This window comes from Saccharopolyspora cebuensis, assembly GCF_039542665.1.
Classification (GTDB): Bacteria; Actinomycetota; Actinomycetes; order Mycobacteriales; family Pseudonocardiaceae; genus Saccharopolyspora; species Saccharopolyspora cebuensis.
Window position 1 is genome coordinate 88473 of the sequence record NZ_BAABII010000007.1, and the last position, 12105, is coordinate 100577.

Here is a 12105-nt window from a genome sequence, read left to right on the forward strand (position 1 = left end):
GTCGGGGGCGGCGAGCACAACCTACCCGGCCCCCGCGCCGGTACAGAAAGCTCAACGCCTCGTTGTGGACGACCTACAAATCGCGGGCCGCCGAGTCGAGCCGCCGCAGCGCGCCGCGCACCACCTCCGGATCGCTGGTGGTCCAGAACGGCGGCAGCGACGCGCGCAGGAACCCGCCGTAGCGGGCGGTGGACAGCCGGGGGTCGAGCACCGCGATCACGCCCCGGTCGGCGGCGGAGCGGAGCAGCCGTCCCGCGCCCTGCGCGAGCAGCAGCGCGGCGTGGGTGCCCGCCACCGTGATGAAGCCGTTGCCGCCGCGCTCGGAGATCGCCTTCTGCCGCGCCGAGGCCAGCGGGTCGTCCGGGCGCGGGAACGGGATGCGGTCCATCACCACCAGTTGCAGCGACTCGCCCGGCACGTCCACCCCCTGCCACAGCGAGAGGGTGCCGAACAGCGAGGTCGCCGGGTCCTCGGCGAACCGGGCGACGAGCTGCGCGGTGGCGTCCTCGCCCTGGCACAGCACCGGGGTGTCCAGCCGTTCCCGCAGCTCCTCCCCGGCCTGCCGGGCGGCGCGCATCGAGGAGAACAGCCCCAGCGTCCGACCGCCCGCGGCCCGCACCAGCTCGGTCAGCTCGTCGAGGTACTGCGGCGGCAAGCCGTCCCGGCCGGGCGGTGGCAGGTGCCGGGCGAGGTAGAGGATGCCGCTGCGGCCGTGCTCGAACGGCGACCCGACGTCCAGCCCGGTCCAGTTCGGGCCGCCCGCGTCGGACGGCGCCTCCTTGGCGGTGGCCATCCCGCCGACCGGCCGGGCCTGCTGCTGCGGCGGGAGCCCCCACTGCCGGGCCAGCGCGTCGAACGAGCCGCCGAGGGCCAGGGTCGCCGAGGTGAGCACCGCGGTGCGCTGGCCGAACAGCCGCTCCCGGAGCAGCCCGCCGATGCTCAGCGGGGCGACCCGCAGCGCGGGCGGCCGGTTCGGGTCGGCGGCCACCCACACCACGTCGTGCCCGGCGTCCTCGTCGAAGGCGTCCAGCAGCCGGTCGGCGGTGTCGTGCACCTCCTGGGTCAGCGCCGCGGCCATCTTCCGGGCGGCGTTGCCGTCGGCGTCCTCCTTGCGCTCCGGCCCCAGCGCGTCCACGCAGGCCCGCGCGGCGTCCCGGACGGCGCGGACCGCCGCGCCCACCGCGTCGGGGAGCTCGTCGAGGCGGCCCGGCGGTGCGTCGCGGAGCAGGACCTCCAGGCCTTCGGCGGCTTCGACCAGCCGGTCGGCGACGTCCTCGGGGACGACCCGGCCGCAGCGGCGGGCGGCCAGCCGCACCGCCCCGGCGGCGAGCTCCCCGGTGGCCGCCGAGGTGACCCGGTCGACCAGGTCGTGCGCCTCGTCGACCAGCACCACGTCGTGCTCGGGCAGCACCGGGCGGTCGTCCAGGGCGTCGATGGCCAGCAGTGCGTGGTTGGTGACCACCACGTCGGCCCGCCCGGCGGTGGCGCGGGCGCGTTCGGCGAAGCAGTCGGTGCCGACCGGGCAGCGGTGCACCCCGAGGCATTCCTTGGCGGTGACCGACACCTGCCGCCACGCCTGGTCGCTCACCCCGGGGACCAGCTCGTCGCGGTCGCCGGTCTCGGTGTCGCCCGCCCAGTCGCGCAGCCGGGTCACCTGGCGTTCCAGCGCGGAGGCGGCGAAGGCGTCGAACAGCGCGTCCTCGTCGGGTTCCTCGGGCGTGCCGCCTTGGAGCCGGTTCAGGCACAGGTAGTTGCGCCTGCCCTTGAGGATCGCGAACGTCGGGCGCCTGCCGATCGCCTCGGTCAGCGCGCCGGCCAGCCGGGGCAGGTCGCGGTCGACGAGCTGGCGTTGCAGCGCGATCGTCGCGGTCGACACGACCACCGTGGTGCCGCGGGTGACGGCGTGCCGGATCGCCGGGACCAGGTAGGCCAGCGACTTCCCGGTGCCGGTCCCGGCCTGCACGGCCAGGTGCTCGCCGCTGTCGATCGAGTGCGCCACCGCCTCGGCCATCCGGGCCTGGCCCTCGCGGGGTTCGCCGCCCACCGAGCCCACCGCGATCCGCAGCAGCTCCGGCAGCGCGGGCACCTCGTGCGGTGGCTTGCCCTGGCCGAACACCCCGGTCCCCAGCTCGGCCGCGAGCTCCGGCGGCAGCTCGTCGGACTCGTCGAGGTCGAAGCCGGTCGGGTCGGACCAGCGCGGAACGGAGGTCGGCACGGCAGGAGACGCTACCGCGCACCCCCGTCCGGGGCCGGTGGTGCCCACCTCACCCGATGCGGTCCCGCCCCGCGGCGAACGCCGGAGCGCGGTTCGGGTGGAACGGGGGCGCTCAGCCCGCGACGAGGGGTTCGCCGACCAGGCGGACCCCGGCGGCGCGCAGGTCGGCCAGCGCGGTGGCGACCGTCTCGCGGCTCACCCCGGCGGTGCGGTCCAGCAGCACGGTGGTGGTGAACCCGGCGCCGGCCGCGTCCAGCGCGGTGGCGCGCACGCAGTGGTCCGTGGCCACCCCGACCACGTCGACGTGGTCGACGCCGCGCCCGGTCAGCCAGTCGGCCAGCCCGAGCCCCTGCTCGTCGACGCCCTCGAACCCCGAGTAGCCGGAGCTGTACTGGCCCTTGCGGAAGACCTCGTCGACCCGCGAGACGTCCAGGTCGGGGTGGAACTCGGCGCCCGGGGTGCCCGCCACGCAGTGCACCGGCCAGGAGCGGACGAAGTCCGGCGTCTCGCTGAAGTGCTCGCCCGGGTCGATGTGGTGGTCGCGGGTGGCCACCACGACGTCGTGGTCGTAGCCGGGCAGCTCCCGGCTCAGCGTCGCGGCGATCCCGGCGCCACCGGTCACCGCCAGCGCACCGCCTTCGCAGAAGTCGTTCTGCACGTCGACGATGATCAGCGCCTTGGCCATGCCCGCATCCCCTCGTGCCGCGTTCCGCCGCCGGTGGCCAGTGTGGACGTGATCACGCCCGGTGGAAAGTCGTGGGGATGGCCGGTTCGCCCCGGGACAGCTTCAGCCCCTCCCACGGCAGCGTGACCAGCGCGTGCCGCAACCGCTCCCGGCTGTCGGCCAGCGTCGGCAACCCCGGCACCCGGGTCCCGCCGCGCACCAGCGGCACCGGCACGAAGCGGTCGTGCGGGCCGGGCACCGGCTCGGACGCCCCCGGGGACACCGTGTAGACGACCTCCTCGACCGCGGTCCCGGTGTCCTTGTGCCTGCGGATCGCCGACTTGCGGCCACCGCGCGACTCCTTGTGCGAGCTGCGCTTGGCGACCGGCTTGCCGTCGACCTCGACCAGCTTGTAGACCATCTCGGCGGTCGGCGCGCCGGAGCCGGTGACCAGCGCGGTGCCCACCCCGTAGCCGTCGACCGGCTCGGCCCGCAGCGCGGCGATCGCGTACTCGTCGAGGTCACCGGACACCACGATCTTGGTGCCGGTGGCGCCCAGCGAGTCGAGCTGCTCCCGGGCCTGCCTGGCCAGCACGCCGACGTCGCCGGAGTCGATCCGCACCGCGCCGAGCTCGGTACCGGCGACCTCGAAGGCGAGCTCGATGCCCCGGGTGATGTCGTAGGTGTCCACCAGCAGCGTGGTGCCGGTGCCCAGCGCCTCGACCTGCGCCTGGAAGGCGGCCCGCTCGTCGTCGTGCAGCAAGGTGAAGGAGTGCGCCGAGGTGCCGCCGGTCGGGATGCCGTAGCGGCGCCCGGCCTCCAGGTTCGAGGTCGCGGCGAAACCCGCCAGGTAGGCGATCCGGGCCGAGGCCACGGCCGCTTCCTCCTGGGTGCGCCGCGAACCCATCTCGATCATCCGGCGCCCGTTGGCGGCCGAGACCATCCGGGTCGCCGCGGCGGCGATCGCGCTGTCGTGGTTGAGCACCGACAGCGCCAGCGTCTCCAGCAGCACCGCCTCGGCGAAGCTGCCGCGCACGGTCAGCACCGGGGAACCGGGGAAGAACAGCTCGCCCTCCGGGTAACCGTCGATGTCCCCGGTGAAGCGGTAGTCGCGCAGCCATTCGAGGGTGGTCTCGTCGACGACCTCGTGCTCGGCCAGGTGGGCCAGCTCGTCCTCGTCGAACCGGAAGTCCTCGATGGCGTCCAGCAGCCGTCCGACGCCGCCGACCACCCCGTAGCGCCGGGCCCCCGGCAGCCGCCGGGTGAACACCTCGAAGGTGCAGTCCCGGTGCGCCGTGCCGTCCCGCAGCGCGCCGGCGAGCATGGTCAGCTCGTAGTGGTCGGTCAGCAGTGCGGTGCTCGCGTTGGGTGCGCCCCTCATGCGGGTGAGATTACGTGGTCGCACGGCACTACCGGCACGCGGTGAACCGGCGCTCCGCCCGGAATGCCCGTGTGGTCGACAACCCCGGGCGTGGGCCGTGCGACGATGGGGCCATGACTTCGCCCGCTGAACTCGAGCGCGCGCAACTCGAACCGGACGAACTCGGTTCCGAGGACAGGCCGTGGGTGACCGTGGTCTGGAACGACCCGGTCAACCTGATGTCCTACGTGACCTACGTCTTCCAGAAGATCTTCGGGTACACCCGGGACCACGCCACCAAGCTCATGATGGACGTGCACCAGAAGGGCCGCGCCGTGGTCTCGTCCGGATCGAAGGAGAAGGTCGAGGGCGACGTGGCCAAGCTCCACGCGGCCGGCCTCTGGGCGACGATGCAGAAGGATTCCTGAGCGTGCAAGGCTGGAGCCGAGAGAACGAGCGCCTGGTGGCGACCGTGACGCCGCAGGAGGCCGCGGTCATCCGCGGGCTCGTCGGCCAGGTGCGGGACATGCTCGCGGGACGGGCGCACGAGGCGCCGCGCGACGAGCTCGCCGAGCTGACCGGCATCCGCACCGGCCCCACCACCGCGCCGGACGACCGGGTGCTGGCCCGGTTGCTGCCCGACTTCTACCGGCTCGACCAGGAGGACCCCGGCGACACCGGGGAGGACCGCGACGACGCCGCCGGGGCGATGCGCTCGCTCTACGAACCCGAGGTGGTCCAGGCCAAGAGCGACGTCGCGACGATGGTGCTGGAGACCTGCCCGTCGCAGGGCGGCGGCATCGCCCTCACCGACCAGCAGGCCGACGGCTGGCTCACCGCCCTCAACGACGTGCGGCTCGCCCTCGGCACCGCCCTGGAGATCGACGAGGAGACCCCCGACGAGCTCCCCGAGGACGACATGCGGCGGGAGCACCTGGGCGTCTACCAGTGGTTGACCTGGGTCCAGGACAGCCTCGTCGGCGCGCTTTTGACGTGATGGTGTTGTGGTTCTTGTGCGGAGCGGTGCCGGTGGCGGAACCTCAGCGGCCTTCTCGCTCCGGGAGCCGCTTCTCATGTACCCACCCGTACACAGCGTCGCGGCTGTCCTCGCGAGAAGGCCGCTGAGAACCCGCGGCGGTGCAAGTTGCGAGGGTGGGGTAGTGCGGAAGCGGCTCCCGCCGCTTGCCTGACGGTGATCGGGTTTCGCGCGTGCGTGGGCAGGAAGCGGCTTCGCCGCTGGCCGGGTGGATCGGATTTGTGCTGGCCCTCGTGGTGTCCTTCCGGGGTTGGGGCCCGGGGTGGTTACCGTGGCCTCCGGTGCGGCGGAGGGAGCGGCTGGTGGTGCTTCGACCGGGTGAGCGGGACGCGATCGTGGACGTCGGCGGGGTCCTCGTGGGCCACCACGAGCGGCTGGACGAGCGCTGGGCGACCGGGACCAGCGCGGTGCTGGTGCCCGAGGGCGCCGCGGCGGCGGTGGACGTGCGGGGTGGCGGCCCCGGCACCCGGGAGACCGACGTGCTCGACCCGTCCCACCTGGTGCAGCGGGCCCACGCGGTCGTGCTCTCCGGCGGCAGCGCCTACGGGCTGGCCGCCGCCGACGGGGCGATGCGCTGGCTGGCCGAGCGGGGGCACGGCTTCCCGGTCGGCTCCGACCCGGCGCACGTGGTCCCGATCGTGCCCGCCGCGGTGCTGTTCGACCTGCCGATGGGCGACTGGGGCAACCGGCCGGACGCCGACTTCGGCTACCGGGCGTGCGCGGCCGCCGACCGCGCCGAGGTCCGCCAGGGCAACGTCGGGGCGGGCACCGGCGCGGTCGCGGGGCAGCTCAAGGGCGGCATCGGCACCGCAAGCGCGGTGCTCGACGACGGCGCGGTGGTCGGCGCGCTGGTCGCGGTGAACTCCTCCGGCTCGGTGATCGACCCCGAGACCGGGCGGCCGTGGTTCGACGTGGGCCTGCCCGCGCCCGCCCCCGCCGAGGTCGCGGCCGGACGCCTGCTGGCCGGGGTGCGTCCCGGGCGGCGTGGCCCGATCGGTCGGCCGGTGAACACCACGATCGGCGTGGTGGCCACCGACGCGGTGCTGGACAAGGCGGAGTGCCGCCGGATCGCGGTCGCCGCCCAGGACGGGCTGGCCCGGGCGATCCGGCCCGCGCACCTGATGGGCGACGGCGACACGGTGTTCGCGCTGGCCACCGGCACCGGACCGGAGCTGCCCGAGCGCGGCGCGGCCGGGTGGTCGCTCCGGCTGGACGAGCTGGCCTCGGCGGCGGCCGAGGTGCTCGCCCGCGCCATCGTCCGGGCGGTGCTGGCGGCCGAGCCGGTGGGCGAGGTGACCTCCTGCACGGTCCTCTACCCGTCCTGCCGGGAATGAAGCATCGTGGGTCGGCGTTGCGCCTGGAAACAGCACCGGTCCCGCGGTTTCCACATCGTGGGAGGCCGGTGCCTCACCTATTAGGATGGTGTCTGTGCTGGTGATCCGACGTGACCTCGTGGACGCGATGGTCGCCCATGCCCGGCGGGACCACCCCGACGAGGCCTGCGGCGTGATTGCCGGCCCGGAAGGGTCGGACCGCCCGGAACGGCTGATCGAGATGGTCAACGCCGAGCGCTCGCCCACCTTCTACCGGTTCGACTCCGCGGAGCAGCTGAAGGTCTGGCGCGGCATGGACGCCGCCGACGAGGAGCCGGTGGTCATCTACCACTCGCACACCTCCACCGAGGCCTACCCGTCGCGCACCGACGTCGCCTACGCCTCGGAGCCCAACGCGCACTACGTGCTCGTGTCCACCCGCGACCCGCAGACCCACGAGCTGCGGTCGTACCGGATTCTCGACGGCGAGGTGACCGAGGAACCGGTGGAGGTGGTCGAGTCCTACATGTTCGCCCACACCGGCGCCGACGAGGTCCCGCAACGGGACTGAGCCCCGCTCACCCGCTGGCCGCTCCGGCGGCCGCATTCTCATGTCGAGAGCAACATCCCCGTGGACAGGAGGTCCTCCCATGGCAGTCACCGTCTCCATCCCCACCATCCTGCGCACCCACACCGACGGGCAGAAGTCGGTCGAGGCCGGCGGCAACACCCTCGCCGAGGTGATCGACGACCTCGACAGCAGGCACAGCGGCCTGAAGGACCGCCTGGTCAAGGAGGGCGCCCTGCACCGCTTCGTCAACGTCTACGTCAACGACGAGGACGTCCGGTTCAGCGGTGGTCTGGAGGCCAAGGTCTCCGACGGCGACAGCGTGACCATCCTCCCGGCCGTCGCGGGCGGCATGCGCTGAAGTCCGGTGGGCGTCCCGGTCCCGCCGGGACGCCGCAGCCGCCACCCACACCGCGCTAGGAGGAGACCGCAGTGGCTCGCTACGACTCATTGCTGGACGCGCTCGGCGACACGCCGCTGGTGGGCCTGCCGCACCTGTCGCCGTCGCCGGACGTCCGGCTGTGGGCGAAGCTGGAGGACCGCAACCCCACGGGTTCGATCAAGGACCGGCCCGCGCTGGCCATGATCGAGGCGGCCGAGAAGGAGGGCCGCCTCACCCACGGGTGCACGATCCTGGAACCGACCTCGGGCAACACCGGGATCTCGCTGGCGATGGCCGCCAAGCTCAAGGGCTACGGGCTGGTCTGCGTCATGCCGGAGAACACCTCCGAGGAGCGCAGGCAGCTCCTCCAGGCGTTCGGCGCGCGGATCGTGTCCTCCCCGGCCGCGGGCGGGTCGAACCAGGCGGTCGCGGTGGCCAAGGAGCTGGCCGAGCAGAACCCCGACTGGGTGATGCTGTACCAGTACGGCAACCCCGCCAACGCCGACGCGCACTTCCGCGGGACCGGCCCGGAGATCCTGCGCGACCTGCCGAGCGTGACGCACTTCGTCGCGGGCCTGGGCACCACCGGCACGCTGGTCGGTGTCGGGCGCTACCTGCGGGAGCAGAAGCCGGGCGTGCAGATCGTGGCCGCCGAGCCGCGCTACGGCGAGCTGGTCTACGGGCTGCGCAACCTCGACGAGGGCTTCGTCCCGGAGCTCTACGACGCCGAGGTGCTCAGCCGCCGGTTCTCGGTCGGCTCCTACGACGCGCTGCGGCGCACCCGGCAGCTCCTGGAGTCCGAGGGGATCTTCGCGGGCATCTCCACCGGCGGGGTGCTGCACGCGGCGCTGACCATCGGGGAGAAGGCCGCGGCCCAGGGCGAGCGCGCCGACATCGTGTTCGTGGTCGCCGACGCGGGCTGGAAGTACCTGTCCACCGGCGCCTACGCGGGCACCCTCGACGAGGCGGCGGGCGGCCTCGAAGGCCAACTCTGGGCCTGACCTGTTCCAGGTGAGGGGCACCCTTGACCAAGTAACTGGGACAAGGGTGCCCCTCACTCATTCCCCTTCCGGGTGAAGCCGGGTGCGAGCCGTGCGCCGGTGCGGGTGGTCAGCCTGCGAAGGCGAAGGGGCGCAGGCCGGTGCCCGCGTCCGGCAGCACCAGCAGTGCGCCGTCGGCCTCCCCGGGTTCGTCCACGCCGTCGCGGGCGGTGGTGACGTAGAGGTCGGTGAGCTCCTCGCCGCCGAAGCAGCAGCCGGTCGGCCGCCGCGCGGGCAGCGCCGCGGTGCGGTCCAGCGCCCCGTCCGGGGTGAACCGCCGCAGCTCCCCGGCCTCGCGCAGGGCGACCCAGATCCCGCCGTCGGCGTCCACGCACATCCCGCCGAGGGCCTCGCCGACCTCGCACAACGGGCGTCGGGCAGCGATCTCACCGGTGGCGGGGTCGTGGTCGAGCACGTCGAGCCGCCCGTCCACCGCCAGGTACATCAGGGCGCCGTCCGGGCTCCAGTCGAGGCCGGTGACGGCGGTGAGCCCGCCCAGCGCGATGGTCGCCGAACCGGAGGCGGAGACCCGCGCCAGCCAGCCGTCGGACCGGTCGGGGCTGATGGTGGTCGCCCACAACCGGCCCTTGCCGTCGATCGCGGTGGCCCCGGCGGTGACGCCCTCCCGCGCCCAGTACACCAGCCAGGTGCGGGTGGTCCCGGTCGACTCGAACAGCGCGATGCCCTCGTCGAGGTGCAGCACCAGGCCGCCGAGGGCGCGCGGCTTCCCGGCGCCGATGAGCTGCGGGACGTCCATCTCGTGATCCGCGCGGCCCGGCGTGAAGCGGTGCACGCTGCGCGCGGGGCCGTCCACCCAGAGCACCGTGTCGGTGCGGACGTCCCAGGTGGGTGCCCCGCCTCGGCGGGCCTGCGCCCGCACCGCGATGTCGACCTCGACGCCCACCACGTCACCTCTCCGAACCCGGACCCGACGGCCCTCGATCTTAGGAGCCGACCGCGCCCGCGACGCCCCGGGTCGTCACCGGGCGAGCGCCCGAGGTCACCCGGGCGAAGCGGAGGTTCCGCCCACCGGCGGTCACGGGTGGACTCAGGGTGATTCCGGAGCCCGGAACCGGACGAACCGCGTAACCTCGTCGGTGTGAATGAGTTGCCTGAGCGGCGCCGGGCGCGGGTGTTGCCGGAGAAGCCGCTGCGATCCGCCGTCGGGATGCTCGGGTTCCTCGTGGTGCTCTGGGCGATCGAGCTCGTCGACCTGCTCCTGCCCACGTTGAGGCTGGACGGCGCCGGCATCGAGCCGCGCGACGTCGACGGGCTCGACGGCATCCTGTGGGCGCCGCTGCTGCACTTCGGGTTCGGCCACCTGATCGCCAACAGCGTGCCGCTGTTCGTGCTGGGCTGGCTGCTGCTGTCCGGCGGGGTGCGGCAGTTCCTCGGGGTCACCGCCGTGGTGTGGCTGGTCGCGGGCGCGGGCACCTGGCTGGTCGCCGACGGCGGGACGACGCACGCGGGGGCCTCGGGCGTGGTGTTCGGCTGGATGGTGTTCCTGCTGCTGCGCGGGTTCGTGCAGCGCAGCGCGGGGCAGATCGTGGTCGCCCTGGTGCTGTTCTTCTACTGGGGCGGCATGTTGTGGGGCGTGCTGCCGGGTCAGCCGAACGTGTCCTGGGAAGGTCACCTGTTCGGGGCGCTCGGCGGGCTGCTGGCGGCGTTGCTGCTGGCCCGCCGCTCCCGGCCCCGCTCTGGCAGACTGAACGGGTGACCAACGCGCCGATCGGGATCTTCGACTCCGGGGTGGGCGGGCTCACGGTGGCCCGCGCGATCATGGACCAGCTCCCCGGCGAGGCGCTGCGCTACGTCGGCGACACCGCCAACGCGCCCTACGGTCCGATGCCGGTCGCCGAGATCCGCGAACGCACCCTCGCGATCACCGACGCGCTCGTCGACGAGGGCGTCAAGATGCTGGTCATCGCCTGCAACACCGCCTCGTCCGCCTGCCTGCGCGACGCCCGCGAGCGCTACGACGTGCCGGTCGTCGAGGTGGTGCTGCCCGCGGTGCGCCGCGCCGTGGCGACCACCCGCAACCGCCGGGTCGGCGTGATCGGCACCCAGGCCACCATCCGGTCCGGCGCCTACGACGACGCCTTCACCGCCGCCCCGGACATCGAGCTGACCACCGCCGCCTGCCCCCGCTTCGCCGACTTCGTGGAGCGCGGCATCACCAGCGGCAGGCAGGTCCTCGGCCTCGCGCAGAACTACCTCGACCCGCTGCAACGCGCCGACGTGGACACCCTCGTGCTCGGCTGCACGCACTACCCGATGCTCACCGGCGTGCTCCAGCTCGCGATGGGCGAGCAGGTGACGCTCGTCTCCAGCGCCGAGGAGACCGCCAAGGACGTGGTCCGCAAGCTCACCGAGCACGACCTGCTCACCCCGGGCGCCGAACCGGTGCGCCACGAGTTCCGGGTCACCGGGACCCCGGAGCGGTTCGCCCGGATGGCGGGCCGGTTCCTCGGTCCCGCGCTCCCGGTGGATGCCGTCGGGCCGCTGCTCGTGCCAAGCTCGACCGCGTGAAGCTGACGATCCTCGGTTGCTCCGGCAGCATCCCCGGGCCGGAGTCACCGGCCTCCGGCTACCTGGTGGAATCCGGCGGCAGCCGCATCGTGCTCGACCTCGGCAACGGCACCCTCGGGGCGCTGCAGCGCGTCGCCGACCCGTTCGAGCTGGACGCGGTGCTGTTCAGCCACCTGCACCCGGACCACTGCGCGGACTTCGGCGCGCTGACGGTGCTGCGCCGCTACCACCCGGCGCCGCCCTACGACACCCGGCAGCGGCGGCTGCCGGTGTTCGCCCCGGCCGAGGCCCCCGAGCGCTTCGCCGCGCTGCACGCCACCGACGAGGCCGAACGGCAGCAGACCGACCTGAGCGACGTGTTCGACTTCGTCCCGATGCCCCAGGAGCTGCGGATCGGCCCGTTCCACGTCCAGCCCGTGCCGGTGGCGCACGTCTGCCCGGCCTGGGGGTTCCGGATCACCGCCGACGACGCCGTGCTGGCCTACACCGGCGACACCGGCCCCTGCCCGGCGCTCGACGAACTCGGCCGCGACGCCGACGTGCTGCTCGCCGAGGCGTCCTGGCCGCACCACCCGGAAGCGCCCGACGGCCTGCACCTGTCCGGGCTCCAAGCCGCGGAGGCCGCGGTGTCCTCGGGAGCGCGGCGGCTGCTGCTGACCCACCTGCAACCGTGGTCCGACCCGCACGCCATCCGCGCCGAGGCGGCGGCCGTGTTCGACGGGCCGGTAGAAGTAGTAGAACCAGGCCGCGAGTATGTCGTTTGATGGTGCCGTGGTCCGGTTGGCGCGCGGTGCAAGTGGCGGAACCTCAGCGGCCTTCTCGTCGGGAAGGTGTTGTGGTCGTTTTGGCGCGCGGTGCGGGTGGCGGAACCTCAGCGGCCTTCTCGCTCCGGGCGCCCTTCCTCATGTACAAGCGCGTACACAGCGTCAGGGCGTCCTCGCGAGAAGGCCGCTGAGAACCCGCGGCGGTGCCGGTTGCTGAGGTGGGGTGAAGCGGAA

13 protein-coding genes are annotated in these 12105 nt (G+C 73.6%); 9 read left to right on the forward strand and 4 right to left on the reverse strand.

The window, feature by feature from the left end:
* Window positions 1–73 precede the first annotated feature (73 nt).
* The 3 genes from ABD976_RS13460 to ABD976_RS13470 all read right to left on the reverse strand — a co-directional run bounded on the left by ABD976_RS13460 (window position 74) and on the right by ABD976_RS13470 (window position 4260).
* The gene (locus ABD976_RS13460; RefSeq protein WP_369775642.1) at window positions 74–2215 is read right to left on the reverse strand and encodes an ATP-dependent DNA helicase; all 2142 of its coding nucleotides are present in this window, start codon (window positions 2213–2215) and stop codon (window positions 74–76) included.
* Between the two features lie 112 nt (window positions 2216–2327).
* Window positions 2328–2900 carry an isochorismatase family protein gene (locus tag ABD976_RS13465; RefSeq protein WP_345362819.1) on the reverse strand — a complete coding sequence of 191 codons (573 nt, stop codon included), beginning with the start codon at window positions 2898–2900 and terminating at the stop codon, window positions 2328–2330.
* A gap of 52 nt (window positions 2901–2952) precedes the next feature.
* Window positions 2953–4260 carry a nicotinate phosphoribosyltransferase gene (locus ABD976_RS13470; protein WP_345362821.1) on the reverse strand — a complete coding sequence of 436 codons (1308 nt, stop codon included), beginning with the start codon at window positions 4258–4260 and terminating at the stop codon, window positions 2953–2955.
* A gap of 113 nt (window positions 4261–4373) precedes the next feature.
* On the opposite strand from ABD976_RS13470, the gene clpS reads away from it, so the two are divergent.
* The 6 genes from clpS to ABD976_RS13500 all read left to right on the forward strand — a co-directional run bounded on the left by clpS (window position 4374) and on the right by ABD976_RS13500 (window position 8539).
* Window positions 4374–4667, forward strand: coding sequence for an ATP-dependent Clp protease adapter ClpS (gene clpS, locus ABD976_RS13475; RefSeq protein WP_345362823.1), 294 nt, complete (start codon window positions 4374–4376; stop codon window positions 4665–4667).
* 2 nt (window positions 4668–4669) lie between these two features.
* Window positions 4670–5236: a DUF2017 domain-containing protein gene (locus ABD976_RS13480; RefSeq protein ID WP_345362825.1), complete on the forward strand. Its 567-nt coding sequence runs from the start codon at window positions 4670–4672 to the stop codon at window positions 5234–5236.
* Between the two features lie 338 nt (window positions 5237–5574).
* Window positions 5575–6609 carry a P1 family peptidase gene (locus ABD976_RS13485; protein ID WP_345363017.1) on the forward strand — a complete coding sequence of 345 codons (1035 nt, stop codon included), beginning with the start codon at window positions 5575–5577 and terminating at the stop codon, window positions 6607–6609.
* A gap of 94 nt (window positions 6610–6703) precedes the next feature.
* Window positions 6704–7159, forward strand: a complete 456-nt coding sequence (locus tag ABD976_RS13490) for a M67 family metallopeptidase (protein ID WP_345363019.1) — start codon at window positions 6704–6706, stop codon at window positions 7157–7159.
* 79 nt (window positions 7160–7238) lie between these two features.
* Window positions 7239–7517 carry a MoaD/ThiS family protein gene (locus ABD976_RS13495; protein ID WP_345362827.1) on the forward strand — a complete coding sequence of 93 codons (279 nt, stop codon included), beginning with the start codon at window positions 7239–7241 and terminating at the stop codon, window positions 7515–7517.
* Window positions 7518–7588: 71 nt separating this feature from the next.
* Complete coding sequence (locus ABD976_RS13500; protein ID WP_345362829.1) at window positions 7589–8539, forward strand: PLP-dependent cysteine synthase family protein; 951 nt, start codon at window positions 7589–7591, stop codon at window positions 8537–8539.
* A gap of 109 nt (window positions 8540–8648) precedes the next feature.
* Here the strand turns inward: ABD976_RS13500 and ABD976_RS13505 are convergent, their stop codons facing one another.
* Window positions 8649–9482 carry an SMP-30/gluconolactonase/LRE family protein gene (locus ABD976_RS13505; protein WP_345362831.1) on the reverse strand — a complete coding sequence of 278 codons (834 nt, stop codon included), beginning with the start codon at window positions 9480–9482 and terminating at the stop codon, window positions 8649–8651.
* Window positions 9483–9677: 195 nt separating this feature from the next.
* Here ABD976_RS13505 and ABD976_RS13510 point away from each other — a divergent pair, with 195 nt between their 5' ends.
* The 3 genes from ABD976_RS13510 to ABD976_RS13520 are packed head-to-tail and all read left to right on the forward strand — an operon-like array spanning window position 9678 to window position 11871.
* Entirely contained in the window at window positions 9678–10295 is a 618-nt protein-coding gene (locus ABD976_RS13510) for a rhomboid family intramembrane serine protease (protein WP_345362833.1), read from the forward strand.
* Complete coding sequence (gene murI / locus ABD976_RS13515; RefSeq protein ID WP_345362835.1) at window positions 10292–11107, forward strand: glutamate racemase; 816 nt, start codon at window positions 10292–10294, stop codon at window positions 11105–11107. Before ABD976_RS13510 ends, murI begins: the two co-directional genes overlap by 4 nt.
* Window positions 11104–11871 (forward strand): MBL fold metallo-hydrolase, encoded by a 768-nt coding sequence (locus ABD976_RS13520; RefSeq protein WP_345362837.1) that lies wholly within the window; start codon window positions 11104–11106, stop codon window positions 11869–11871. Before murI ends, ABD976_RS13520 begins: the two co-directional genes overlap by 4 nt.
* Window positions 11872–12105: the final 234 nt, after the last annotated feature.

Coding starts and splice junctions, on each gene's coding strand:
- ABD976_RS13470 (WP_345362821.1), bottom strand. CDS start 4,260: ATGAGGGGCGCACCCAACGCGAGCACCGCACTGCTGACCGACCACTAC.
- clpS (WP_345362823.1), top strand. CDS start 4,374: ATGACTTCGCCCGCTGAACTCGAGCGCGCGCAACTCGAACCGGACGAA.
- ABD976_RS13465 (WP_345362819.1), bottom strand. CDS start 2,900: ATGGCCAAGGCGCTGATCATCGTCGACGTGCAGAACGACTTCTGCGAA.
- ABD976_RS13495 (WP_345362827.1), top strand. CDS start 7,239: ATGGCAGTCACCGTCTCCATCCCCACCATCCTGCGCACCCACACCGAC.